24 protein-coding genes are annotated in these 24,768 nt (G+C 70.7%); 7 read left to right on the top strand and 17 right to left on the bottom strand.

Translation table 11 applies throughout. The annotated features are described in order from the left end of the window. The first annotated feature begins 26 nt into the window (after positions 1-26). The 3 genes from WBA97_RS16190 to WBA97_RS16180 all read left to right on the top strand — a co-directional run bounded on the left by WBA97_RS16190 (position 27) and on the right by WBA97_RS16180 (position 4,002). Positions 27-1,367 (top strand): serine/threonine-protein kinase, encoded by a 1,341-nt coding sequence (locus WBA97_RS16190; protein ID WP_424231641.1) that lies wholly within the window; start codon positions 27-29, stop codon positions 1,365-1,367. A 25-nt stretch (positions 1,368-1,392) separates the two neighbouring features. Continuing rightward, complete coding sequence (locus WBA97_RS16185; protein WP_424231640.1) at positions 1,393-2,997, top strand: serine/threonine-protein kinase; 1,605 nt, start codon at positions 1,393-1,395, stop codon at positions 2,995-2,997. 120 nt (positions 2,998-3,117) lie between these two features. Then, the gene (locus WBA97_RS16180; RefSeq protein ID WP_424231639.1) at positions 3,118-4,002 is read left to right on the top strand and encodes a DMT family transporter; all 885 of its coding nucleotides are present in this window, start codon (positions 3,118-3,120) and stop codon (positions 4,000-4,002) included. A gap of 62 nt (positions 4,003-4,064) precedes the next feature. On the opposite strand, the gene WBA97_RS16175 is transcribed toward WBA97_RS16180, so the two are convergent. The 4 genes from WBA97_RS16175 to WBA97_RS16160 form a co-directional block, all read right to left on the bottom strand. Further along, positions 4,065-4,802 (bottom strand): nitroreductase/quinone reductase family protein, encoded by a 738-nt coding sequence (locus tag WBA97_RS16175; protein ID WP_424231638.1) that lies wholly within the window; start codon positions 4,800-4,802, stop codon positions 4,065-4,067. A gap of 302 nt (positions 4,803-5,104) precedes the next feature. Next, entirely contained in the window at positions 5,105-5,911 is an 807-nt protein-coding gene (locus WBA97_RS16170) for a MerR family transcriptional regulator (RefSeq protein ID WP_424231637.1), read from the bottom strand. A 54-nt stretch (positions 5,912-5,965) separates the two neighbouring features. After that, positions 5,966-6,625 (bottom strand): response regulator, encoded by a 660-nt coding sequence (locus WBA97_RS16165; protein WP_424231636.1) that lies wholly within the window; start codon positions 6,623-6,625, stop codon positions 5,966-5,968. A 13-nt stretch (positions 6,626-6,638) separates the two neighbouring features. After that, positions 6,639-7,874, bottom strand: a complete 1,236-nt coding sequence (locus tag WBA97_RS16160; RefSeq protein ID WP_424231661.1) for a PspC domain-containing protein — start codon at positions 7,872-7,874, stop codon at positions 6,639-6,641. 212 nt (positions 7,875-8,086) lie between these two features. On the opposite strand from WBA97_RS16160, the gene WBA97_RS16155 reads away from it, so the two are divergent. Then, positions 8,087-9,448, top strand: coding sequence for a PspC domain-containing protein (locus WBA97_RS16155; RefSeq protein WP_424231635.1), 1,362 nt, complete (start codon positions 8,087-8,089; stop codon positions 9,446-9,448). Continuing rightward, a complete protein-coding gene (locus WBA97_RS16150) occupies positions 9,441-9,644 on the top strand; it encodes a hypothetical protein (protein ID WP_424231634.1) in 204 nt (67 codons plus the stop codon). Before WBA97_RS16155 ends, WBA97_RS16150 begins: the two co-directional genes overlap by 8 nt. Before the next feature lie 47 nt (positions 9,645-9,691). Here the strand turns inward: WBA97_RS16150 and guaA are convergent, their stop codons facing one another. Then, the gene (gene guaA, locus WBA97_RS16145; protein WP_424231633.1) at positions 9,692-11,245 is read right to left on the bottom strand and encodes a glutamine-hydrolyzing GMP synthase; all 1,554 of its coding nucleotides are present in this window, start codon (positions 11,243-11,245) and stop codon (positions 9,692-9,694) included. Positions 11,246-11,296: 51 nt separating this feature from the next. On the opposite strand from guaA, the gene WBA97_RS16140 reads away from it, so the two are divergent. Further along, complete coding sequence (locus WBA97_RS16140) at positions 11,297-12,751, top strand: aldehyde dehydrogenase family protein (RefSeq protein ID WP_424231632.1); 1,455 nt, start codon at positions 11,297-11,299, stop codon at positions 12,749-12,751. Positions 12,752-12,766: 15 nt separating this feature from the next. Here WBA97_RS16140 and WBA97_RS16135 read toward each other — a convergent pair whose 3' ends face one another. The 6 genes from WBA97_RS16135 to guaB form a co-directional block, all read right to left on the bottom strand. After that, positions 12,767-14,218, bottom strand: coding sequence for an FAD-binding oxidoreductase (locus WBA97_RS16135; protein ID WP_424231631.1), 1,452 nt, complete (start codon positions 14,216-14,218; stop codon positions 12,767-12,769). A gap of 79 nt (positions 14,219-14,297) precedes the next feature. Further along, positions 14,298-14,420, bottom strand: a complete 123-nt coding sequence (locus WBA97_RS16130; RefSeq protein WP_424231630.1) for a hypothetical protein — start codon at positions 14,418-14,420, stop codon at positions 14,298-14,300. 28 nt (positions 14,421-14,448) lie between these two features. Beyond that, positions 14,449-16,131, bottom strand: a complete 1,683-nt coding sequence (locus WBA97_RS16125; protein WP_424231629.1) for a GMC family oxidoreductase N-terminal domain-containing protein — start codon at positions 16,129-16,131, stop codon at positions 14,449-14,451. An 84-nt stretch (positions 16,132-16,215) separates the two neighbouring features. After that, positions 16,216-17,754 (bottom strand): GNAT family N-acetyltransferase, encoded by a 1,539-nt coding sequence (locus WBA97_RS16120; protein ID WP_424231628.1) that lies wholly within the window; start codon positions 17,752-17,754, stop codon positions 16,216-16,218. A gap of 19 nt (positions 17,755-17,773) precedes the next feature. After that, positions 17,774-18,907, bottom strand: coding sequence for a GuaB3 family IMP dehydrogenase-related protein (locus WBA97_RS16115; protein WP_424231627.1), 1,134 nt, complete (start codon positions 18,905-18,907; stop codon positions 17,774-17,776). A gap of 17 nt (positions 18,908-18,924) precedes the next feature. Beyond that, positions 18,925-20,427, bottom strand: coding sequence for an IMP dehydrogenase (guaB, locus tag WBA97_RS16110; RefSeq protein WP_424231626.1), 1,503 nt, complete (start codon positions 20,425-20,427; stop codon positions 18,925-18,927). Between the two features lie 86 nt (positions 20,428-20,513). On the opposite strand from guaB, the gene WBA97_RS16105 reads away from it, so the two are divergent. Beyond that, on the top strand, positions 20,514-20,912 hold the full coding sequence (locus WBA97_RS16105; protein WP_424231625.1) for a DUF5319 domain-containing protein: 399 nt from the start codon (positions 20,514-20,516) through the stop codon (positions 20,910-20,912). 5 nt (positions 20,913-20,917) lie between these two features. Here the strand turns inward: WBA97_RS16105 and WBA97_RS16100 are convergent, their stop codons facing one another. From WBA97_RS16100 to WBA97_RS16075, 6 genes are all read right to left on the bottom strand, one after another. After that, on the bottom strand, positions 20,918-21,097 hold the full coding sequence (locus tag WBA97_RS16100) for a hypothetical protein (protein WP_424231624.1): 180 nt from the start codon (positions 21,095-21,097) through the stop codon (positions 20,918-20,920). 22 nt (positions 21,098-21,119) lie between these two features. Further along, positions 21,120-22,058, bottom strand: coding sequence for an anti-sigma-D factor RsdA (locus WBA97_RS16095; RefSeq protein ID WP_424231623.1), 939 nt, complete (start codon positions 22,056-22,058; stop codon positions 21,120-21,122). Next, positions 22,059-22,631 (bottom strand): sigma-70 family RNA polymerase sigma factor, encoded by a 573-nt coding sequence (locus WBA97_RS16090; RefSeq protein WP_424231622.1) that lies wholly within the window; start codon positions 22,629-22,631, stop codon positions 22,059-22,061. A 139-nt stretch (positions 22,632-22,770) separates the two neighbouring features. Further along, positions 22,771-23,241, bottom strand: a complete 471-nt coding sequence (locus WBA97_RS16085; protein ID WP_424231621.1) for a hypothetical protein — start codon at positions 23,239-23,241, stop codon at positions 22,771-22,773. Positions 23,242-23,431: 190 nt separating this feature from the next. Next, on the bottom strand, positions 23,432-24,028 hold the full coding sequence (locus tag WBA97_RS16080; RefSeq protein ID WP_133907713.1) for a response regulator transcription factor: 597 nt from the start codon (positions 24,026-24,028) through the stop codon (positions 23,432-23,434). A 121-nt stretch (positions 24,029-24,149) separates the two neighbouring features. Beyond that, positions 24,150-24,768 (bottom strand): hypothetical protein (locus tag WBA97_RS16075; RefSeq protein ID WP_424231620.1); only part of this gene is annotated, 619 nt, incomplete at its 5' end.

The raw sequence follows: 24,768 nt of genomic DNA, 5'->3' as shown, positions 1-24,768 counted from the left end.
CCTGCAGGTAGGGGGGACTCGGCGCGATGACCGATGAAGGTCGCCTGGTCGCTGGCCGGTACCGCCTGGTACACCGCATCGGAACCGGTGCGATGGGCGTCGTGTGGACGGCGCACGACGAGAGACTGAACCGCACCGTCGCCGTCAAGCGGCTGCTGCTCCAGCCCGGCCTCCCGCCGGAGGAGCAGGCTGAGGCCGTCGCCAGATGCATGCGCGAGGGCCGGATCGCCGCCCGTCTGCACCACCCGAACGCCATCTCGGTGTTCGACGTGGTCGACGAGGACGGCGCGCCGTGCCTGATCATGGAGTACCTGCCGTCGAAGAGCCTCGCGATGGTGATGTCGGAGCGCGGTTCGCTCCCCGCCCGTGAGGTGGCGCGGATCGGTGCCCAGTCGGCCGCCGCGCTGGCGGCCGCGCACGCGGCGGGCATCGTGCACCGGGACGTCAAGCCGGGCAACATCCTGCTCGGCGACGACGGCACCGTGAAGATCACCGACTTCGGCATCTCCCGCGCCACCGACGACGTGACCGTCACCAAGACGGGGATGATCGCGGGCACGCCCGCCTACCTGGCGCCGGAGGCCGCGGTCGGCAACGACCCGACCCCAGCGTCGGACGTGTTCTCGCTGGGCTCGACGCTGTACGCGGCCGTCGAGGGCGAGCCGCCGTTCGGGCTGACGGAGAACACGCTCCAGCTGCTGCACGCGGTCGCCGCGGGCCGGATCAACCCGCCGCAGCTGGCCGGCCCGCTCACGGGCGTGCTGAAGGCGATGCTGGCGGCCGAGCCGGAGCACCGGCCGTCGACCTCGCGGTCGAGGGACCTGCTGCACGCGGTCGCCATGGGCGAGGTGCCGGACGTCCCGTTGCCGATGGCGTCGGGCACCCGCCAGACCGACCTGATCGACGACTATGACGACTACGACGACGGCTACTACGGCGACCCGGCCACCCAGATGGTCGGCGCCGACGACCGCACGCGGTCCGTGCGCCCGTCGCGGGTGGGCCCGCCGCCACCGCCGTCGAAGAAGTCCCGCGCGCCGATCGTGGTTGGCGCCGGGCTGGCGATGGTGGCCGTGATCGCGACCGTGGCGTTCCTGATGTCCAACCGGGACAACAACGAGTCGCCCAACACCGATCCGAGCCAGACGAGGACGAACTCGAGCGAGGTCCTGCCGACATCGGAGCTGACCACCTCGGCCGTACCGACGACGACCACCACCACGACGGTGCCTCCGACGACCACGACCACCACCACGACCACCACCACCACGACCACCACGACGACCACGACCACCACCACGACAACGGCGCCCCCGACGACCACGACCACCACGACACCGCCCGACCCAACCGGAGTCGAGGGTTGATGGCGCACGTTCGGGGGGTCATGCCATGACGGCAGAGGGCACGGTTGTCGCCGGGCGCTACCTGTTGGGCCGCCAGATCGGCAGCGGCGCGATGGGCATCGTGTGGCAGGCGCACGACGACCGCCTGCACCGCACGGTCGCGGTCAAGCAGCTGCTGCTGCAGCCCGGTCTCTCGGCCGCGCAGGCCGAGGAGGCGCGGCGAAGATGCATGCGGGAAGGGCGGATCGCGGCACGACTGACGCATCCCAACGCCATCACGGTGTACGACGTCGCGGAACACGACGGAGACCCGTGGCTGATCATGGAGTACCTGCCGTCGAAGAGCCTCGCGACGGTACTCACGGAACAGGGCACCCTGCCGCCCACCGAGGTCGCGCGGATCGGCGCGCAGGTGGCGTCGGCGCTGGTCGCCGCGCACGCCGCGGGCATCGTGCACCGCGACATCAAGCCGGCGAACGTGCTGCTCGGCGACGACGGCACGGTCAAGATCACCGACTTCGGCATCTCGCGTGCCACCGGCGACGTGACGGTCACCGCGACCGGGATGCTCGCCGGTACCCCCGCGTACCTGGCGCCCGAGGTCGCGAAGGGTGAGGACCCCAAGCCGGCCGCGGACGTGTTCTCGCTGGGTTCGACCCTGTACACGGCGGTCGAGGGCCACTCACCGTTCGGGCTGAGTGAGAACACCCTCGCGCTGCTGTACGCGGTCGCGGCGGGCAAGATCTCGCCGCCCCGGCAGGCCGGGCCGCTGACCGCGCTGCTGATGCAGCTGCTGCGGGTGGAGCCGTCGGAGCGCCCGTCGCTGACCGTGACCAGGGACAGCCTGCTGGCGGTCGCCGAGGGCAGGCAGGCGGCGATCAGTGCCGCGGCACCGACCGACCGCATCGCGGGCAACCGGCTACCCGCCCGCCCGCCCGTCGCGCAGCAGAGGTGGCAGAACCCGCCCCAGCAGGGCCCGGCGGCCACCTCCGGCCCGCCATCCCCCTCGGACGGGACGCGGCTCGACGTGAACCCGTTCGCGGAGCCGATGCCGAGCGGTCCGATCATGCGGGAACCGACGCCGACGCCGCCACCACGGCCCGCCGCGACAGCCGGTGGCGGCTCGCGGGTGCGGTCCATCGTGCTGACGGTGCTGGCGATCGTGGCGGCCGCGCTGGTGGGGATCCTGGTCGCGAGCCTGCTGTCGAGTGGTGGTGGCGGCGGCGACAACGGTGCCGCGTCGCAGACGTCCACGTCGTCAACGCCGACGGCCGGGTCCACCCCGGACGAGCAGGCGGAGAGCGAGCCGACGGCGGAGGACTACGAGGCGGCGGTCCAGGACTACTACGACCTGCTGCCGGACGACGTGCCATCGGCGTGGGCGATGATGACGCCGAACGCACAGGAGAAGTCGGGCGGCGCGCGGACGTACAAGAAGTTCTGGGGCGGCGTGAAGTCCGTGGACGTGGTGTCGGCGTCCGCGTCGGGTGCCGAGGTCGAGGCGACGATCGAGTTCGTGTCGAAGCGGAACCGGACGTCCACCGAGGACTACCAGCTGACGCTCGTGGAGCAGGACGGCGAGCTGGTGATCGACAACTACCAGCGCCTTGGCAAGGCGTCCGACGACGAGGAATACGGGGACGACGGCTGAGCCGTCCCCGATCGTTCAGTTCTGCTTACAGGTTCGTGTGCTTCTATTTGCTTGTCCTTATCGCCCGCCAGGGGCACCGTGGGCCACGTGATCCGTGGTGGTGGGGCGACGCTCGTTCGCATGGGCCTGTTGGCGCTGTTCTGGGGCTCGAGTTTCCTCTGGATCAAGATCGGGCTGGCCAGTTTCACACCCATCCAGATGACCTTCGTGCGGCTCGTCCTCGGCGCCGCCGTGCTCGTCGTGCTCTGCTACGCAGGGCGGCGACGACTGCCACGCGACCGGCGACTGTGGGGACACCTCACCGTCGCCGCGCTGATCGGCAACGCGATCCCCTTCACGTTGTTCGCGGTCGGTGAGCGGACCGTCGACTCCGGGGTCGCCGGGGTGCTCAACGCGACCACCCCGCTGTGGGTGCTGCTCATCGGGATCGTGCTGCGGTCCGAACGAGACCTGTCGGCCACGAAGCTCGGCGGGCTCGTGCTGGGGTTCCTCGGCACGCTGCTGATCTTCTCGCCGTGGGAGGCGGAGATCGCGGGCTGGGGAGCGTTCGTCATCCTCGTCGCCGCGATCTGCTACGCGATCAGCTTCGCCTACATCGGCAGGTTCGTGTCCGGGCGCGGGGTCGCGCCGATCGCGCTGTCCGCGTCGCAGATCCTCGCCGCCACCGGCCTGATGGCGCTCGCCATGCCCGTTGGCGGGTTCGGCGCCATCCACCTGCGGTGGGACGCGGCGATCGCGATCGCGATCCTGGGGATCTTCGGGACGGGGTTCGCGTTCGCGCTCAACTACCGGCTCATCACCGACGAGGGGCCAACCAACGCGGCCACCGTCGCCTACCTGCTGCCCGTCGTGTCCGTCCTGCTCGGCGCGTTGTTCCTCGGCGAGGACCTGACGCCGCACGTGATCGCGGGCATGGTCGTCGTGCTCGGCGGGGTCGCGCTGACCAGGGTGCGGCGCAGGCAGATCGTGGCGCCGCCCCCGGTCGTCGCGGTCAGCCGACCTTAGAGGGCGCGCGAATAGGGTCGGTGGATGTCCGTCGTGATCGAGGCGGCGGGCGCCGCCATGCCCTATTCGCGCGCCCTCTTCGGCCACGGCACGTCCGGCAACGCGTTCAACAGCGGCACGAGCAGCTCCTCCTCGCGGTCGAGGTGTGCGGTCAGCGCCACGCCCAGCCGGTCGAAGTCCTCCGGGGCCGGACTGTCCTGCGCCGCCAGCACCGACAGCTCACCACGCAGCCGCGCGACCTTCACGTGCTCGGCCCGCAACTGCTCCAGTACCGGTCCCAGCTCCGGGAAACGCTGCCGCAGGAACGAGAACACGGCGTAGTCCTCGCCCATGTGATGACGTTCCAGGCCGACGCAGAACGCCAGGCAGTTGCTGCGCAGGTCGTCGGTGAACTCGACCTCGGCACCCGACCGCAGCGCGGCCAGCTCCTGGCGGAACCAGCCGTGCAACGCCACCAATTCGTCACCCGCCGCACGGACCCGCACGACGTCCTGGTCCTCCGGATGCAGCACGACGACGGGCAGGACCCGGCTGGTCTGCCGCTGGTAGTCGGCGTAGCCGGGCGCCTCGGCGAGCACCACGTCGAACAGGCGGTCGCGTTCCTCGGCGACCGCGGGTACCGCGATCGCGGTACCCCGGCCGTCGACGGTGACCCTCGGGTTGGCGGTCAGGTTGTGGAACCAGGCGGGGTGCCTCGGCGCGCCGCCCGAGGACGCGACGACGAGCAACGTGTCCCCGTCCGGCACCGCGCCCAGCTCCACGGTGTGGGACCGGCCGCTGCGCGCACCGGTCGTGGTCAACGAAATGATCAATGTTCCTCTTTCTGCTTTCGGGAAAGGCGAAATGAGCACAGGCGTGTGCGCGGCGTCTCCCGATCGCCAAAGAGGGCATAACTGTGCAGACAGTGCTGCGGAGGGGAGAAAGGGATGACCGCGCGGGCGTCAGCGGTCAGGCGGCGCCGATGTTGTGGTTGGCCACGGACATCATCCCCTTGGAAAGTAAGGTGCTCGCCCGTCCTCGCCCTTCGGTACCGGCGAGGCCACGCGGCACCCGGCCATTGAACCAGGCACCGCTGGAGCCGGTCCAGTAGCTCCGCTCAGGACTACTTCAGCGGTTCCTGCAGCTCGGTGACCCACGTGTTCAGATCACCCGTGCACTCCAGGTACACCTCGCGGTTGTAGCCCGCCGACGTGTGCCCGTTCTCCTCGATCCACGTCGCGAGCGTCTGGATGGTGGACAGCACGTTGTTCATCGCGCCGTGGTGCACGATCGTGGCCGCCCGCTCGATGCCCGGCAGGTCCACCACCGTCGCGCCCTCGACCGCATCGACGTTGACCGGGCACGTGGCGTGCACCAGCACACCACCGTCCGGCGCGTCCTCGTAGTAGGCGATCATCGGTCCGACGGGCTCGACCCCGGCCGCCTTCAGGTGCCAGAACAGCTCCTCGTACAGCGGGTTGATGACCGGGGTGATGGACGCCGGCTCGAAGCCGGCGGCGACACCGCTGACCTCCGCGACCCGCACCGGCGGAACCTTCTTGACCTGCACATCGTGGATCGGCATGGCACCCTCCGTCTCGATCGACCGGAGCCTCGCCTCGACCGCCGCCAGCCTGGCCTGGTCCGCCACGAGCTGGTTGCGCAGCTCGGCGTGCCGCAGTCGCAGCATGCCGCGCAGCTCGTCGATCCCGACCTTCTCGTCGATGATCGACGCGACCTGCTCCAGCGTGAAACCCAGGTCCTTCAACGCGACGACGCGGTTCAGGCGCGACAGCTGCGCGGCCGTGTACCCGCGGTACCCGGAGTGCGGGTCCACGCTGGCAGGCCGCAACAGGCCGATCGCGTCGTAGTGCCGAAGCATGCGGACCGAAACGCGGCCGTGTCTGGCGAAGTCTCCGATACTGAACATGATGGACCCAGGTCTATGGCCTCACATGGTGTCAGGGTCAATGACGATGTTCGCTCACACCAGACGTCGATCCGACGCCCAGCGGGACAGCTCGTAGCGGTTCGACAGCTGCGTCTTGCGCAGGACGCTGGACACGTGCGTCTCCACCGTCTTCACCGAGATGAACAGCTCGGCCGCGATCTCCTTGTAGGCGTAGCCACGCGCGAGCAGCCGCAGCACGTCACGCTCACGCGGGGTCAGCAGGTCCAGCTCGGGATCGGAGATCGGCGCGGCGCCGGGCCGGTCGGCGAACACGTCCAGCACGAACCCGGCCAGGCGCGGGCTGAACACCGCGTCGCCTTCCGACACCCGCACGACCGCGCGGACCAGCTCGTGGCTGGAGATCGTCTTGGTGACGTAGCCGCGGGCACCGGCGCGGATCACCGCGATGACGTCCTCGGCCGCGTCGGACACCGACAGCGCCAGGAACACGACCTCGGGGTTGTCGGGCCGTGACTTGCGCAGCACCTCGGCGCCGCCGCCGTCGGGCATGTGCACGTCCAGCAGCACGACGTCCGGCTTCTTGTGCGCGATCCCGGCGACCGCCTCACCGACCGTGCCCGCCTCACCGACGACCTCGACCTCGTCGGTGATGGAGTCCAGCTCGGCACGCACCCCGGCCCGGAACAGGCCGTGGTCGTCCACCAGGAACACCCGGACGGGCTTCTCCGCCATCGCTGACACCCCTCTACGAACCGACTGTGACACGCGGCATGCGCAGCTGCACCTCGGTGCCCTCACCGGGCCCGGTACGAAGGCGCAGCTCACCGCCGTTGCGCTCCATCCTGCCCCGGATGGAGTCGGCAAGGCCATGCCGGTCCGCCGGAATGGTGTCCGGGTCGAAACCCTTGCCCCGGTCCCGCACGAAGATGTCGACGCTGTCCGGCTCGACCTCGGCGTACACGCTGACCTCGCCGACACCGGCGTGCTTGGCGGCGTTGACCGTCGCCTCGCGGGCCGCGTACACCAGGCCGGAGAGCCGTTCGTCGAGCTGGCAGTCGCCGACCACGACGTGCTGGACCTTGATCGCGAACTGGTCCTCCACCTCGCCACAGGCCCACGCGATCGCCTCGGACAGCGACGTCGCCGCCGCGGTACCGCCCCCGCCGCCCGCCTGGGCGCCCTCGACGGGCCGACCGCGGCCGTACCCGCTCGGCCCGTACAACCAGCCACGCAGCTGCCGTTCCTGACCCCGTGCGAGCCGCAGCACCTCGCGGGGCGTCTCGGACTGCTTCTGGATCAGCGCGAGCGTCTGCAGCACGGAGTCGTGCAGGTGGGCGGCGATCTCGGCGCGTTCCTCTGTGCGGATGCGCTGCGTGCGCTCCTCGCCGAGATCGCGGACCAGGCGCAGCCAGAACGGGACCGTCAGCACGGCCACGCCGATCAGCGCGGCCAGCACCGCGAGCAGCGCGAACTGCATCTGGTCGAGGTTCACGCTGCGGGCCAGGAACACCGCGATCCCGGTGATGACCAGCACCGCACCGGTCAGCACCCGCACCAGCGCGGACCGGCCGCCCGAGCCGACGACCGCGCCGACCACACCCGACTTGGTCCAGCGGCGGCGCTGCTGCTCGTCGGCCTCCCGCCAGACCAGCGCGGCACCGAGCAGTGTGACGGCGATGCCGCTCGCGACCCAGCCGTTGAGCATCCCGGACAGCGCGCCGACCCCGACCGCGAGCCCGATGCCCATCGCGAGCAGGCCACGGGCCTGCTGCTTCTCCTTGACCGAGACCTCGACCGGCTTGCTCTCGTTGCGTGACTGCGGGACGAACACCCAGAGCAGGCCGTACGCGAGCACCCCGGCACCGCCGAACGCGGCGAGCAGCGCGAACGCCATGCGCGTCCACAGCACACCGACGCCGAGGTGGTCGGCGAGGCCGCCCGCGACCCCCGCCACGGCACGACCGGTCCGCCGGCGACGCATCTTCACCTCGTCGTCGACCTGGTTCCGCCCCACGCGTTCGAGGTCCGCGTCCACCACCGGCTCTCGTGTCGGCTCTCGTGTCTCGGCCTGCACAGTCACTGTGCCATCGTCACACGCCCGTGCGCGCCCTCCATCAGGGAAAAACCCCGACTGTGCGGTTCAGGGTGATTCCCGGATGTGCGACGTGGGGGTGGCGACGCATGCTTTCTATCGTGAGTGCGACACAGGGACACAGCGGCGCGATGCGCGCCGAGGACGCGGTCAAGGACTTCTGGGCCACCCGGCCACGGCGACCGCGACGTGGCCGCAAGATCGCGGGTGTTGCCGCGGGCATCGGCAACCGCTACCGGATCGATCCGGTGCTGGTGCGGGTCGGGTTCGTCGTTGCCGCCATCTACGGCGGCGCGGGGATCCTCTTCTACCTGCTCGGCTGGCTGTTCCTGCCCGAGGAGGACGACGAGTCCTCGCCCGCTGAGGCGCTGCTCGGCAAGGGCCGCAGCTCCACGTCGTCCGGGTTCACCATCCTGCTGGGCATCATCCTGGTGCCGACGCTGGGCTGGTTCTTCGGCGGCTCACCCATCGGCACGTTCCCGACGTGGATGAGCATCGTGGTGATCGGCGGGCTGCTCTACCTGCTGCACCAGAGCCGCGGCCATCTCGGCCAGGTGCCAACGTCTGCGCCCGCGCCGGACCCGGCGGCACCGACGCCGACCACGACGGCGGCACCGATGACGGCACCAATGACAGCACCGATGACAGCACCGATGACAGCACCGACCACACCACCGCAGCCCGCGGCGCGAGCCGACCTGCCGCTCACCCCACCGTCCGGTGCGCCGGTCGACGCACCCCCGCCGGTGGACGACCGCACCGCGCCACCCGCGTGGGACCCGCTCGGCGCGGCCCCGTTCGCGTGGGACCTGCCGGAACCGGCCACGCCGGCACCGGAGGAACCGTCGGAGCCGCCGGTACGCAGGCGCAAGTCGCGGATCGGCACGATGACGATCGGGCTCGCGCTGATGGCCGCGGCAGGCATGTCGTTCGCGATGGGCGGGTGGATCACGCCGCAGCACATCGTCGGCGTGGTGCTGGCCATCCTCGGCCTCGGCATGGTGGCAGGCGCGTTCGTCCGCGGCGGCCGAGGGCTGATCGCACTGGCGGTACCGCTGTCGGTGGCCGGTCTGGCGCTGACGAGCATCAACCCCAGCGAGTACAACGGCCTCGGCAACCTGACCGCGCAGCCGACGACGCTGGCGCAGGTGGGCCACGAGTACGAGCGGTCGGTCGGCGACGTGACCGTGGACCTGACCGCCCTGCCGATGACCGACGATGAGGTGGAGCTCAAGGCACGCACCGACATCGGCAACGTCGAGGTGATCGTGCCGGCCTACGCGGACGTGATCGTGACGTGCGAGGCCGAACGTGGCAACGTGGAGTGCCTCGGCCAGGAGCAGTCTGGCCTCGAGTCGAGGATCGAGGACTTCGAAAGCCTCGGCGACGACGGCCGCGGCGGGCTGCGGATCGAGCTCAAGGCCGAGGCGAACACGGGGAACGTGGAGGTGCGTCGTGGCTGAGCGCGACCAGAACGAGACACGCCGGGGCTTCCCGGACCTGCTGACCGGCCTCGCGGGCATCGGCACCCTGCTGGTGTCGGCCTACGTCCTGACCGACGGCGCGTTCAACATCCCGAACCCGACGTGGCTCCTGGCTGGCGGCGCACTACTGGTGGGAGTACTGCTGCTGGCCTCGTCGCTACGCGGCAAACGCTGACACAGCAGGCGAAAGGCGCCCCTCGCGAGGGGCGCCTTTCGCTGTGCTCACTCCCACTCGATGGTGCCGGGGGGCTTGGACGTCACGTCGAGGACGACGCGGTTGACCTCCGCGACCTCGTTCGTGATGCGCGTCGAGATGCGTTCCAGCACGTCGTACGGGAGGCGGGTCCAGTCGGCGGTCATGGCGTCCTCTGACGACACCGGGCGCAGCACGACCGGGTGCCCGTAGGTCCGGAAGTCGCCCTGCACGCCGACGCTGTGCACGTCCGCCAGCAGCACCACCGGGCACTGCCAGATGTCGCGGTCGAGCCCGGCCGCGGTCAGTTCCTCGCGGGCGATCGAGTCGGCAGACCGCAGGATGTCCAGGCGCTCGGCCGTGACCGCGCCGATGATCCGGATACCGAGGCCAGGGCCGGGGAACGGCTGCCGGTGCACGATGGTCTCCGGCAGGCCGAGTTCGATACCCACCCGCCGGACCTCGTCCTTGAACAGCTCACGCAGCGGCTCGACCAGCTCGAACTGCAGGTCGTCGGGCAGGCCGCCGACGTTGTGATGGCTCTTGATGTTCGCCGCGCCGGTGCCGCCGCCGGACTCGACCACGTCCGGGTACAGCGTGCCCTGCACCAGGAACCGGTAGTCGCCCTTGGCCTTGAGGTCGCGTTCCGCCTGTTCGAACACGCGGATGAACTCGCGGCCGATGACCTTGCGCTTGTGCTCGGGGTCGGTGACGCCGTCGAGCGCGGTCATGAACCGTTCGCGGGCGTCGACGGTCACGAGGTTCACCCCGGTCGCCGACACGTAGTCGCGTTCCACCTGGCCGCGTTCCCCCGCGCGCAGCAGGCCGTGGTCGACGAACACGCACGTCAGCCGGTCGCCGATGGCCCGCTGCACCAGGGCCGCCGCGACCGAGGAGTCGACGCCGCCGGACAGCCCGCAGATCGCCCGGCCGTCGCCGATCTGCTCGCGGATCCTCGTGACCTGTTCGTCCACGATGGACGCGATCGTCCACTGTGGCCGGATGCCGGCCACCTCGTGCAGGAACCGGCGCAGCACCTCCTGGCCGTGCGGCGAGTGCGCGACCTCCGGGTGGTACTGCACACCCGCGAAGCGGCGCTCGGTGTCCTCGAACCCGGCGACCGGCGCACCGGAGGACGACGCGGTCACCGTGAAACCGGGCGGCGCCTTCGTCACCGAGTCGCCGTGCGACATCCACACCGGGTGCTTGGCGGGCAGGTCGGTGTGCAGCACCCCGCCCTGCGACGCCAGGTCGGTGCGGCCGAACTCACGTGTCCCGGTGTGCTCGACCGTGCCACCGAGCGCCTGCGCCATCGCCTGGAAGCCGTAGCAGATGCCGAACACCGGCACCCCCGCCTCGAACAGCTTCGGGTCCACGGCGGGCGCGCCATCGGAGTACACACTCGACGGACCACCGGACAGCACGATCGCCAGCGGGTCCTTGTCGAGCAGTTCGGCCACCGCCGCGGTGTGCGGCACCACCTCGGAGTACACCTGCGCCTCGCGCACGCGGCGGGCGATGAGCTGCGCATACTGCGCACCGAAGTCGACGACGATGACTGGCCGGTGGAAGTTGTCGGTCACGGCGACAGCATCGCATGGGCCCCACGGCCATGATGGAACTACGGTGGGGTCATGAACGCGACCGAGCAGCACCTGCCTACTCCGCGTCCTGCCTGGATCGCGGGTCGTGCGGAACAGAGTGACCAGACCCTCGCCGTCCATCACCCGTATGACGGAAACGAGATCGCGACCGTCTGCGTGCCGAGCGCCGACCAGGTCGAACGTGCCGTCGCGGCGGCCGTTGACGCGCAGCTGACGTTCCGGACCACCCCCGCGCACGTGCGTGCCGCCGCGCTGGACCACGTGTCCCGCCGGCTCGCCGCCCGCGCGGAGGAGATCGCGGAGATGATCACAGCGGAGAACGGCAAACCGCTCCGCTGGGCAGCGCTCGAGGTGACCAGGGCGATCTCGACGTTCCGCTTCGCGGCGGAGGAGGCGCGCCGGTTCTCCGGAGAGCTGCAGCGGCTGGACACCGACCCGAACGCCGAGGGGCGGCTCGCGGTGGTGCGCAGGGTGCCGCGCGGGCCGGTGCTGGGCATCGCGCCGTTCAACTTCCCGCTGAACCTGGTGGCGCACAAGATCGCACCCGCGCTCGCCTCGGGCGCGCCGATCATCGTGAAGCCCGCGCCGCGCACGCCGCTTTCCGCGCTGCTGCTGGGTGAGCTGCTGGGTGAGACCGACCTGCCGGAGGGCTCGTGGTCGGTGCTGACGGTCGGCAACGAGGAGACGATGGCGCTGGTCAAGGACCCCCGGCTGCCGGTGGTGTCGTTCACCGGTTCCGGCCCGGTCGGCTGGTCGCTGATGGACGCGGCGCCACGCAAGCAGGTCGTGCTGGAGCTGGGCGGCAACGGCGCGGCGGTCGTGTGCGCGGACTGGACCGACCTGGACTTCGCGGCCAAGCGGATCGCGACGTTCTCCAACTACCAGGCCGGCCAGTCGTGCATCGCGGTGCAGCGGGTGATCGTCGAGCGCCCGGTGGCGGACGCGTTCCTGCCCAAGCTGCTCGACGCGATCGGCGCGCTGCGCACCGGCGACCCGCACGACCCGAACGTCGACGTTGGCCCGCTGGTCGACGAGTCGGCCGCCGAGCGCGTCGAGAAGTGGGTCAACGAAGCGGTTTCCTCGGGCGCGAAGCTCCTCGCGGGCGGCAAGCGCGACGGCGCGACGGTCGAGCCGACCGTGCTGTCGGAGGTGCCGTTCGACCAGAACGTCTGGGCCGAGGAGGTCTTCGGGCCGGTGCTGGCGGTGTCGGTGGTCGACAGCGTGGACGAGGCGTTCGCGCAGGTCAACGACTCGAAGTACGGGCTGCAGGCCGGGTTGTTCACCCGCGACGTGCAGGTGGCGTTCCGGGCACGCGCCGAGCTGGAGGTGGGCGGCGTGATCGTCGGCGACGTGCCGTCGTTCCGCGCGGACCAGATGCCCTACGGCGGTGTGAAGGGCTCCGGCTTCGGCCGCGAGGGCGTCCGTTCCGCGATGGCGGACATGACCGAGGAACGCGTCATGGTGCTCACCGGCCTGGAGTTGTAGTAGAGCAGGCGCGCCCTAGACCGCTTGGGCGAAGGTGAAGACCTTGTCGGGGTCGTAGGTGGCGGCGACCTTCCGCAGGCGCGGGAGGTTGTCGCCGTAGTACGCGGTCGCCCAGTCGGGCATGCCCGGGTCGATGTAGTTGACGTAACCGTGCTGACCGCTGAGCTGACCGATCCCGTCGCGTACCTGGGCCACCGCCTGGGGGTCACCCGCTGAGTAGATCTGCACGGTGGCCAGCGCCTTCCGGTGCGGGAACGCGGTCTCGCCGGGCGTCACCTCGGCCACGGCGCCGCCGAGCGCGTCCAGGAGTACGTCGAGTTGCTCGCGACCGTCGAGCAGCTCGACGAACGCGGCCGGGTCGACGGGTTCACCGATGATCCGGGACGACGCGGTGAACAGGTCGCGGCCCAGTTGCCCGCCCTCGGCCTCTGGCCTGCACTGGGCGGCGCTGCGCTGTGAGCAGCCGCCGAAGTAGCGCATGGCGTCGAGGTAACCCTTGCCCTCGATGAGCACGGACGACGCGCGCGGCAGGGCCCGGAGCAGGTCCCTGCACTGTGCTTCGCCGCCGATGAGCGCGCCGCCGACCCGGCAGCTGGGCGGCGAGCCCGCCGACACGACGCAGTTGGACCACATCTCGTCCGGCTGCCGGGCGATCCAGTCCTGCCAGGCCCCGACGACGTCGGTGGTGGCGCCCGCCGGGTACTCGAGCGAGAACACGGTGATGTCCGGTGCGGGGTCGGTGGCGAACGTGAACGACGTGACGATGGCGAAGTTGCCGCCACCGCCGCCCTTGAGCGCCCAGAGGAGGTCACCGCCGTCCACGGTCTGCCGCTCGCCGTCGGCGGTCACGACCTGCGCGGACACGAGCTTGTCGCAGGTCAGGCCAAACTTGCGGGCGGTGACACCGACACCTCCGCCGAGCGTGAGCCCACTGATGCCGACGGTCGGGCAGGACCCGGCAGGCAGTGCGCGGCCCTCGGCGGCGAGCGCGGTGTAGACCTCCATCAGGCGCGCACCGGCGCCGATCGCCGCGGTCTCGCCGTCGACCTGGACGGTCGCCATGGGCCGCAGATCGATCACCAGACCCTTGTCGGGGGTGCTGTAGCCGGCATAGCTGTGCCCACCGGACCGCGCGGCGACCGGCATGCGGGCCGCGCGGGCGACGTCGACGCAGCGCTGGACGTCCGCCGCGGTGGTGCAGTGGGCGATGGCGGCGGGCTGGTGGTTGTCGAACAGCGGGTTGTACGACTGGCTGGCGACCGGGTAGCCACTGTCACCTGGGAGGACGAGACCGCCGGGAAGCTGGGCGCGAAGCGCGTTCCAGTCGGGCGGGACCACCGCCTGCGTGGTGGTCGGCGGCGGGGTGGTACTCGTGGTCGGCGGCGGCGCGTTCCCCGGTTTCGAGGAGCACGCCGACACCACCGCGCCTGTCGCCACGGCCCCCAGAAAACGCCGTCGACTGATCACCCCGACACCTCCCACGAAGATCAGACGCGCGGGCTCGCGGGAGGTTGTCCACCGCCACCCGATCGAGGACAGCCAGGGGCTACCAGCCCGTTGCCCGGCGCAGGGCCTTGGTGATCAGCGGCGACATGCCGCCCGGTGGTTCGGTCAGCACCGCGGCCACGTGGCCGTCCGGGCGCACGACCGCCGCCTGCCTGCGCCGCAACCCGAGCGCGGCGGAGCGGGGGCCGTCGTCAACGGATCCACAGTGCGGCCGGGGCGTTGTCCGGGACGGCCGGGTCGCGTGGCGGGACCGGCGTCAGCCGTTCGTATCCCGACTCCGGACGAGGATCGGCCTCGCCCTTGTTGGGCCAGAAGGAGAACGCGCGCTCCGCCTGGGCGGTGATCGTCAACGACGGGTTCACCCCGAGGTTCGCCGAGATCGCCGAACCGTCCACAATCGACAGTCCCGGGTAGCCGTGCACGCGGTGGTACGGATCGATGACCCCCTCCTCCGCCGAAGAACCGATCGGGCAGCCGCCGATGAAGTGCGCGGTCAGCGGGATGTTGAAGATCTCGCCCCACGTGCCGCCCGCGATGCCGTCGATGTGCTTGGCCGCCAGCTGGTTCGCCTCGTAGCCGGTCGGGATGAACGCCGGGTTCGGGTCGCCGTGGCCCTGGCGCGACGTGTACTTCCGCCTGCCGAACAGGCCGGGCCGGGTGTAGGTGGTGATCGAGTTGTCGAGGCTCTGCATCACCAGCAGGATGACGGTCCGCTCGCTCCACCGGTGGGTCGCCAGCAGCTGCGCGGTCCGCACCGGGTGCCGCGCGATGAACCGCACCGCCTGCAGCCAGCGCGGCACCGACGCGGCGCCGTCCGTCGCGATGGTCTGCAGCAGTCCCATGGCGTTGCTGCCCTTGCCGTACCGGACCGGCTCGATGTGCGTGGTCTCGTCCGGGTGGATCGACGACGTTATCGCCACGCCCCGGCTGAAGTCGCGCGCCGGGTCGACCGACGGGCGGCCCGCGCCGATGATCGCCTCCGAGTTGGTGCGGGTCAGTTCGCCCAGCCGTGGCGAAAGACGGGGCAGCACACCGCTGTCCTTCATCTCGTGCAGCAGCCGCTGCGTGCCCCACGTGCCCGCCGCCAGCACGACCTGCCCGGCGGTGAGGGTCACCCGTGCGCGGCCGCCGGTACGGCGCAGGTCGACCGCGAAACCCGATGGCGACGGCCGGACCGCGGTCACCGTGGACAGCGGGAGGACCTTCGCGCCGCGCTGTTCCGCCAGGTACAGGTAGTTCTTGACCAGCGTGTTCTTCGCGCCGACCCGGCAGCCGGTCATGCAGGAGCCGCATTCGGTGCAGCCCGTCCTGCGTGGTCCGGCGCCGCCGAAGAACGGGTCAGGGACCTCGAACCCCGGGGTGCCGAAGAACACGCCGACGGGTGTCGGGTGGAACGAGTCGGCGACGCCCATGTCGGCCGCGACCTTCTGCATCACCTCGTCAGCCGGGGTGATCGTCGGGTTCTCCACGACCCCGAACATCTTCGACGCCTGGTCGTAGTGCGGCGCGAGCTCGGTCTCCCAGTCGGTGATGTGCGCCCACTGCTTGTCGGCGTAGAACGGCTTCAGCGGCCGGTACAGCGTGTTCGCGTACACCAGCGACCCGCCGCCAACGCCCGACCCGGCCAGCACCATCACGTCGTTGAGCAGGTGGATGCGCTGGATGCCGAAGCAGCCGAGCGCGGGCGCCCACAGGTAGCGCCGCAGGTCCCACGAGGTCTTGGCGAACTCGTCGTCCGCGAACCGGCGGCCGGCCTCGACGACCGCGACCCGGTAGCCCTTCTCGGTGAGCCGTAGCGCGGCCACGCTGCCGCCGAACCCGGAGCCCACGACCACGACGTCGTAGTCGTGGGTGTTACCCGAAGTCCTACTCATGAGTTCACCCATACCCCGAGGCTAGCGCCCCGCGCCGGGAAACCGGAACACCTACTCGACAGCCACCATGTCCGGGCCGGGGCGCTATCTCTCCAGGTCGCTCCTGACCACTCCGTAATGCACGAGGTCCCGCCGGACACCCCCGCGCAGCTGCGCACCGCGGAGCACGCCCTCCTGCCGGAAGCCCGCCGTCTCCAGTGCCCGCCGCTCGGCGACGTTGTCGATGTCGGTGCTGGCCTCGATGCGGTCCAGCTCGGTCGTGGCGAACAGGTGCTCGACCAGCAGCCGCTGCGCGAGCGTGCCGACACCGCGGCCACGCGCCTCGGGCAGCAGGCCGATGCCGATGTTCCACGCCGAGGACGACACGGTGCCGCCGTAGTCGACCGCGTGCCAGCTGACGCCGCCGAGCAGGTCGCCGGTCTCCGCGTCGAGCACGCTGAGCAGCGACGTCCTGGCCGGTCCTGCGACGCGGGGCCGGTCGTCCGGGTCGATGGCGAAGTCACCGCCCGCCGCCACGTAGAACGCCTCACGGTCACCGGGTCCCGGCTCGGCCAGCACCACACCGTCACGCTCGAGCACCACGTGCCGCTCCTGGGACTCCGCGCCCTCGATGACGTCGGTGCGCAGCAGGCTGTAGGACAGCATGTCGCGGCGGCGGCCGCCCCGCAGCTGCGCGCCGCGGATCAGGCCCTCCGGCCGGAAGCCCGCCTTGGCGAGCACGCGCTGCGCGGGCACGTTCTCCCGGTCGGTGCCCGCCTCCAGGCGGTCGACGTCGGTGGTGGCGAACAGGTACCCGGCGAGCAGGCGGGTGGCGGTCGTGCCCGCGCCACGGCCACGCACGCCGGGCGTCAGCGCGAGACCGATGTTCCACGCCTCGCACGCCGCGGTCGGGCCGTAGCCGACGGCGTGCCAGCTGACGGTGCCCAGCGGCTCCTCGGTGTGCCGGTCGAGCACGACGAGCCGCGCCACGCTCGGGTGGTGACGCAGCGGCCGATCGTCGGGGTCGAGGTCGTAGTCGCTCGTGTACCGCTCGCGGAGCGCCTCGTCGTCGCCGGGCAGCGGCGTGCCGAGCGCGATGCCGTCGCCGGTCGCGACGATCTCCCTGGCCTGGCCCGGGTCGGGCAGATCCGACCGCAGGATCCCGTAGCCGGCCATGTCGCGCCGCTCGCCGCCCCGCAGCTGCGCACCGCGGAGCACACCCTCGCGCCGCATACCCGCCTTGCGCAGCGCCTTCTGGGACGGCACGTTCTCGACATCGGCGCTGGCCTCGATCCGGTCCACCTCGGTGGTGGCGAACAGGTGCTCGACCAGCAGCCGCAACGCGGTGGCGCCCGCGCCCTTGCCGCGCGCGCCGGGCAGCAGGCCGATGCCGACGTTCCACGAGGTGCAGGCGGCGGTGCGGCCGTAGCCGACGGCGTGCCAGTTGACCGCACCCAGCACGGCACCGGTCTCGGCGCCGACTATCGCGAGCCGGTGCACCTCGAACGTGAGGTGCGGTGCCGGGCGGTCGTCGGGGTCGACGTCGTAGGCGCCGTCGCCCTGCTCGTCGAGCACGCGACGGTCGTCATCGGTCAGTGCGGCGAGCCCCACGCCGTCCCGCGAGGCGACAAGTTCTCTCTCCATGGCAGCGACCAGGCTCCGCTCACCCGCGGACCGACAGGCCGACCTTCTGGAACTCCTTCAGGTCCGAGTAACCGGTCTTGGCCATCGCCCGCCGCAGCGCACCGAACAGGTTGATCATGCCGTCCGGGTCGGAGGACGGGCCGAACAGCAGCGTGCGGAGATCGGTGATCTCCTCCTCGGCGGCGGCCGGGATCACGCGGCTGCGCGGCAACGACGGGTGCGCCGCCGCCGCGGTCCAGTACAGGCCCTTGCCAGGGGCCTCCTTGGCGGTGGCGAGCGGGCTGCCCAGCATGACCGCGTCCGCGCCGCAGGCGATGGACTTCGCGATGTCGCCGCTGCCGTCCACCTCGCCGTCGGCGATGACGTGCACGTACCGGCCGCCGGTCTCGTCGAGGTAGTCGCGGCGCGCGGCGGCCGCGTCGACGATCGCGGTCGCCATCGGCACACCGATGCCCAGCACGCTGTCCGTGGTCGTGGCGACACCCGTGCCGTAGCCGACGAGCACGCCTGCCGCGCCGGTGCGCATGAGGTGCATGGCGGTGCGGTAGTCGTGCACGCCACCGGCGATCACCGGCACGTCCAGCTCCGCGATGAACGACTTCAGGTTCAGCGGCTCACCGGCTCGCGACACGTGCTCCGCGGACACGATCGTGCCCTGCACGACCAGGATCTCCACGCCGGCGGCCAGCAGGTCCGGGGTCAGCTGCGCGGCCCCCTGCGGGCTGACCCGCGCCGCCGCCGTCACGCCGGCCTCGGTGACCTGCTTGACCGCCTCGACGATCAGTTCCGGCTTGATCGGCGCCGCGTGCAGCTCCTGCAGCAGCCGGGTCAGCGCGGTGTGGTCCAGGTCGTCGAGGGTGGCGATGATCCGCGCGAGCACCTGCTCCACGTTGGTGTGCCGCGCCCACAGGCCCTCGGCGTTCAGCACACCGAGGCCGCCGAGCTTGCCGACCTCCACCGCGACCGACGGCGACACGGTCGCGTCGGTCGGGTGCGTCAGCAGCGGGATGTCGAAGCGGTACGCGTCGATCTTCCACTCGGTCGACACGTCCTGCGACGAGCGGGTCCGGCGGGACGGGACGATCTCCACCTCGTGCAGCGCGTAGCCGCGACGGGCGGTTCGCCCCATGCCGATCTCGACTAGATCCGGCACAGGAGGTCCTTTCTGGCTCAGCGAGTGGTGTAGTTGGGGGCCTCGACGGTCATGGTCACGTCGTGCGGGTGGCTCTCCTTGAGGCCCGCGGCGGTGATCCGGACCAGCTGGGCCCTCTGCAGGTCGGAGATGCCGCGCGAGCCGGTGTAGCCCATGCCGGACCGCAGGCCGCCGACGAGCTGGTGCACGACCTGCGACAGCGGGCCACGGAAGGGGATCCGCCCTTCGATGCCCTCCGGCACCAGCTTGTCCTCGCTCAGCACGTCGTCCTGGAAGTAGCGGTCCTTCGAGTAGGACTTGCCAACACCACGGGACTGCATGGCGGCGAGGCTGCCCATGCCCCGGTAGGTCTTGAACTGCTTGCCGTTGACCAGGATCACGTCACCCGGCGCCTCGGCGGTGCCCGCGAGCAGGCTGCCGAGCATGACCGAGGACGCGCCGGACGCGATGGCCTTGGCGATGTCACCCGAGTACTGGATGCCGCCGTCGCCGATCACCGGGATACCGGCGGGCCGGCACGCGAGGTCCGCGTTGTAGATCGCGGTGATCTGCGGCACCCCGACCCCGGCGACCACACGCGTGGTGCAGATCGAGCCGGGCCCGACGCCGACCTTCACGCCGTCCGCGCCCGCCTCGACCAGAGCCTGCGCGCCCTCGGTGGTGGCGACGTTGCCGCCGACCACGTCCACGGTGTCGCCCAGTTCCTTCTTCAGCTTGGCGACCATGTCGAGCACGCCTCTGGAGTGGCCGTGCGCGGTGTCGACCATGAGCACGTCCACCCCGGCCTCGACGAGCGTCATCGCGCGCTTCCAGGAGTCGTCGCCGACCCCGACCGCCGCGCCGCACACCAGACGGCCGTCCGGATCCTTGGTGGCGTTCGGGAACTGCTCGGTCTTGACGAAGTCCTTGACCGTGATGAGGCCGCGGATCTTGCCCGCGCCATCCACGATCGGCAGCTTCTCCACCTTGTGGCGGCGCAGCAGCCCCAGCGCGGCGTCGGCCGACACCCCCACCTGGGCGGTGATCAGCGGGCCCTTCGTCATCACCTCGCTGACCGGCTTCGTGTGGTCGACCTCGAAGCGCATGTCGCGGTTGGTGATGATGCCGACGAGCGTGCCGTCGGCGTCGGTGACGGGGACGCCGGAGATGCGGAAGCGCGCGCAGAGCGCGTCGACCTCCGCGAGCGTGTCGGTCGGCGAGCAGGTGACCGGGTCGGTGACCATGCCTGCCTCCGACCGCTTGACGGTCTCGGCCTGCCGCGACTGCTCCTCGATGGAGAGGTTGCGCTGCAGGATGCCGATACCACCCTGGCGGGCCATGGCGATCGCCATGCGCGACTCGGTGACGGTGTCCATCGCCGCGGACACCAGCGGGATGCGCAGGGTGATGTTGCGGGTCAGGCGGGTACTCGTGTCGACCTCGCTGGGGACGACGTCGGACTCCGACGGCTGCAGCAGCACGTCGTCGAAGGTGAGGCCGAGCGTGGCGAACTTTGCCGGGATCCCCTCAGCGGTGGTCATCGTGGCCCTTCATTGGTAACGGGGTTTCCGCAGTTGACCCATGGTATCTGGACCATACGACGGTCCTTCCCGGTACCGTGCGGGGCGTGAGGGACGACGCACTGCCACCGGACCCGTTCGCGGGCGACCCGAACGACCCCGTGTGGGCCTTCTCAGACGAGGAACCCGCCGCCGCGGAGCCGGTATCGGCCGCGGAGCGCGACGAGCTGCTGGCCGACCTGCGGGACCTGGCCGTCTACCAGGCACTGCTGGAGCAGCGGTCCGTGCGCGGGGTCGTGGTCGACTGCGCGGAGTGCCAGGAACCGCACTACCACGACTGGGCGCTGCTGCGAGCCTCACTGGAGCAGCTGCTGGCCGACGGCAAGATGCGCCCGCACGAGCCGGCGTTCGACCCGAACCCGGCCGCGTACGTGAGCTGGGAGTACTGCCGCGGGTTCATCGACGGCATCACGGCGGCGGCGAAGCAGGCGGCCAAATCCAAGTGACCCGGCTACTTCGGGTCCCTGGCCGGCGCGTGCACGTGCCAGCCGTCCTCGGCGGGACACTGCTCCGAGGACAGTCCGCCCAGTGACTCGTCGACGAGCGCCTGCGCTGCCTCCTTGGTGAGCAGCGCCCGCCCCTCGCAGCGGGAGCAGCGAGGGGCCTGGCTGTACACGTGACCCGCCGTCATGCTCGGCCGCCTCCCCGGATCTCTAGTCCGCGATCGAGAGGCTCTCGTCGGCGGCCGAACCCTCGATGTTCGCGGGCTCGCCACCGGTCTCCCCGCCGCCGCTCGGCGTGCCGGAACCGGGGTGCGGGTCGCTGCGGGAGGTCTCGGTGGTGGGCTCGGTGGTCGGCGGCGAGGGGGTGTCGCTCGTGTCCGGCGGGATGCTCGGGGACGTGGTGTCCGGCGGGTTGGTGGCCTCCGGGTCGCTCGAGTTCTCGTCGCTGGAGCTGCCGTCGGTGCCCGGGTCGGGCTGTGTCGACGGGTCGGGCACCGGCGGCGCGCCTGGGTCGCCGGACGGGCTGCCGGGCAGCTGGGCGAGCAGCGCCTGGTGTTGCGCCTCCAGCTCGTCCTTGCCGTCCTCGCTCATCACGGTCGGCAGCGCGTCGTTGGCTTCCTCGAGCTTGGACTTGGCCACCTCGACGTTGCCCTCGGTCAGCGCGGCACGCGCCTGCGCGAGGTCCTGCTTGACGGTCTCCGCGGCCTCGACCGAGCGGGCACGTTCGGAGTAGAGAACCTTGGAGAGTGCCCAAAGGGTGTCGCCTGGCTGGGCGTCCCTGGCCGCGAGCCCGATGCCGGCGAACGCGATCGCCAGCACGGCAGCGGCGGCGGCGACCGGCACGAGCAGCCGAGGCCTGCGCTTCTTGCGCATCCTGGCGGCATGCACGGTCACGGTCGCGAGCTTGGTGTCGACGAGGTCGCCGATGGGCTCCGCGTCCACGTCACGGCGCCAGGACATGAGAAGTTCCGTGAGCCGCTCGTCGCCGAACTCGCCGAACGACGCTTCGTCGTCCACCAGACGGGAGCCACCGAGCAGGTCGAGGTATTCGTCGTCGGCGTGCACCAGCGCGAGGTCGATGGCCTCGGTGTCCGCGTTCTCGTCGAAGTCCGTGAGTTCGGGCTTGGCATGATCTCTTCGATCACTCACTCAGACCACCTCCTCCGCTGACAGAGTCTTCCGCAACCGGGCCAGTGCCCGGTGTTGAGCCACCCGTACCGCGCCCGGGGTGGAGCCGATCGCCTCCGCTGTCTCCTCCGCGGAGAGTCCGACCACCACTCGCAGCAGCACGATGTCACGTTGCTTCTCGGGCAGCACGTCGAGCAGGTCCTTCATCCGGCGGCTGAGATCCTGCTGCATGGCGCGCTGCTCTGGCCCGGCGTCGGTCTCGGGCTCATCAGGTACGTCGGCAACGGGCTCTGATCGGTTACGCCCAGCGGCACGATGTGCGTCAGCCACTTTGTGCGCGGCGATGCCGTACACAAAGGCCAGGAAAGGTCGCCCCTGGTCGCGGTAGCTGGGCAATGCCGTTAGCACCGCGAGACACACCTCCTGTGCGACGTCGTCCGCCGAAGCGAAGGAACGCTCCTGCCTGCCTACGCGCGCGCGGCAATACCGCACGACGAGGGGCCGGATCGACGCAAGCACCCGGTCAATGGCGCGTGGATCGCCGTCGACGGCAGCGCCCACAGATGCGTCCAGTCCGTCCCCCAATGTGGTCATCGCAGCGAGCAGCCTCAACGTTACGTGCAGGTACGGTCAGTTCTATGTCACACCCCGAGGGGACTGTGCCGTCACTCGCGGGGGTTCACCCACCGTACCGCGCAACACAATCCACGCCCTTCCGGCCGGAAGGGACACGTCAGAGTTCCCCCGCCTGGTCTAACCACCACACCCCGTCCTCTCGTACGAGAGTGAGCTCCACCCGGCTCCGCTCTACTTTCGGTCGCGGACTCTTCGAGTTGGTGACGGTCTGGTCGACAAACACCGCTACCACGGCTTTTCCGGTGTCGGACCGGACCACCCCCGCCGAACGCGCGGTGGCGGTGGCGACCGCTCTCGTCTGTTGCAACTCAGGCCCCAGCTCCTCGGTCAGCGCACGGAGCTGACCCGCGAACCGCGCGGTCGCCCGCGACGCGACGTGGCGGAAATTACCCCCGAGGTCGCGATAGTCATAGGTGGCGAGATCCTCGGCGAGGAGGACCGCGTCCTGCCGGGCGGTTTCGGCCGCAAACGTTTGCGCCTCAAGGGCGTCAACGCGTTCCTGCAGGTCGGAGATCCGCAACCAGGCGGTCACGCCGCCGGAGACGACGAACAGAATGGCGACGACCATGACGAGCGTCGACGTCCGGGCCCACCAAGGCCGGAACTCGAACTCGTCTTCGATCTCTGAGTCCGCCGACCCCTCATCAGCGGAAGAGGGCCTGGCAGACCCATCCCTGTCGCCAGACCCATCCCCACGCACTCCGGTACCACTCGGTCCGGTCGCACCGGACCCACCGACTGACGTCACACGGCAAAGCCTAGGAGACGAGCCCCCGGCGGAAGCCGTGCGCCACGGCCTGCGCCCGGTCCCGCACACCAAGCTTGCGGAACAGGCGACGCGCGTGCGTCTTCACTGTGTCTTCGGACAGGTACAGCTCCCGCCCGATCTGACCATTGCTCTTGCCCATAGCCATGCCGCGCAGCACCTGCAGCTCCCGGTCGGTGAGCTGGACACCGGGATCGGATGGCTGCCGTGGCGCGGGTACCGACGTGCTCGCCAGCGTGTGCGCGAGCGCGGCGACCAGCTCGGGACGCGAGGCGTCCCACCGCAGGTAACCACGCGCGCCGCCTGCGATGGCGGCCGCGATGCTGCTGGCATCGTCCGGGGCACCGAACACGATGACGTTCGCCGTCGGGTTCGCCGAGACCAGGCGACGGGTAGCCTCCACACCGGTGGGGACCGCACGCTGGGTACCGACAAGCACGACGTCGACTGGCGCACGGGAGAAGCGGGCGAGCAGCTCGTCACCGTGCGCTACGCAGTCGATGCGACTAACCCCTGGAACCGCGGACATGACACGGGTCAATCCTTCCCGCACGCCGCGGCGGTCGTCGCAAATCAAGACCGTCGTCACGGGGACTCCTTCCTGCAGCCGAGTGACGTACTACTCCCTATCGGACGCTTCGGGGCGAACCTTGACACGATCTGGTGGTAAATCTGCTGACCAGTTCGCCCAGATGTCCGAGCGACCGTGTTCACCCGGTTGGGCCAGCGGGCTCGGGCACCCACGGAGAGCGTCCGGCGAGCTCACGCCCACGTGGATCGGCTCTCAGTAACAGACCGTGCAAGACCACGGCGGCGTTACGGGTGTGCAGGGATGCCTCGGACGGGTCTACCTCGGCCAGTACCAATGACGCAGGCCAGACCAGGGACGACAGGTGCAGATCTGTAGCGTCGTCCCGCGCGCGGGTGACCAGCTTTCGTGCCATGACCGGTTCAGACGCGGCGAGCGCCGCGGCGAGCACGATCTCGGACTTGATCCGGTGCCTGGTCGCGTTGACCGCCGCCGCTTCCTCGAGAGCACGCTCGGCATGCTGCCGCGCCGCTTCCCCTGCGCTCAAGCAGATCTCAGCCGAGACCCAGCCGTGCCGGACCCTGGCGCGCCAGGTGGTCAGCGGTACGCGGTCCCGCAGCCTGCGCGCCTCGTCGAGCCGCCCTGTGCCCACGGCGTCGGCGGCGAGACCCAGTAGTACGTCGGCCATGGCGTCGTCGGACCGCGCGGCGGCGAGGCCCCGCGCGTCGTGGGTTCGCGCGGCCGCGTGCCCACCGAGCTGGCGGCGGTGGGAGGCGAGCGTGGCCGAGGCGAGCGCGGCG

The sequence above is a fragment of the Actinophytocola sp. genome (assembly GCF_049647105.1).
Taxonomy (GTDB): Bacteria; Actinomycetota; Actinomycetes; order Mycobacteriales; family Pseudonocardiaceae; genus Actinophytocola.
This window is presented reverse-complemented; position numbering and strand designations above follow the sequence as displayed.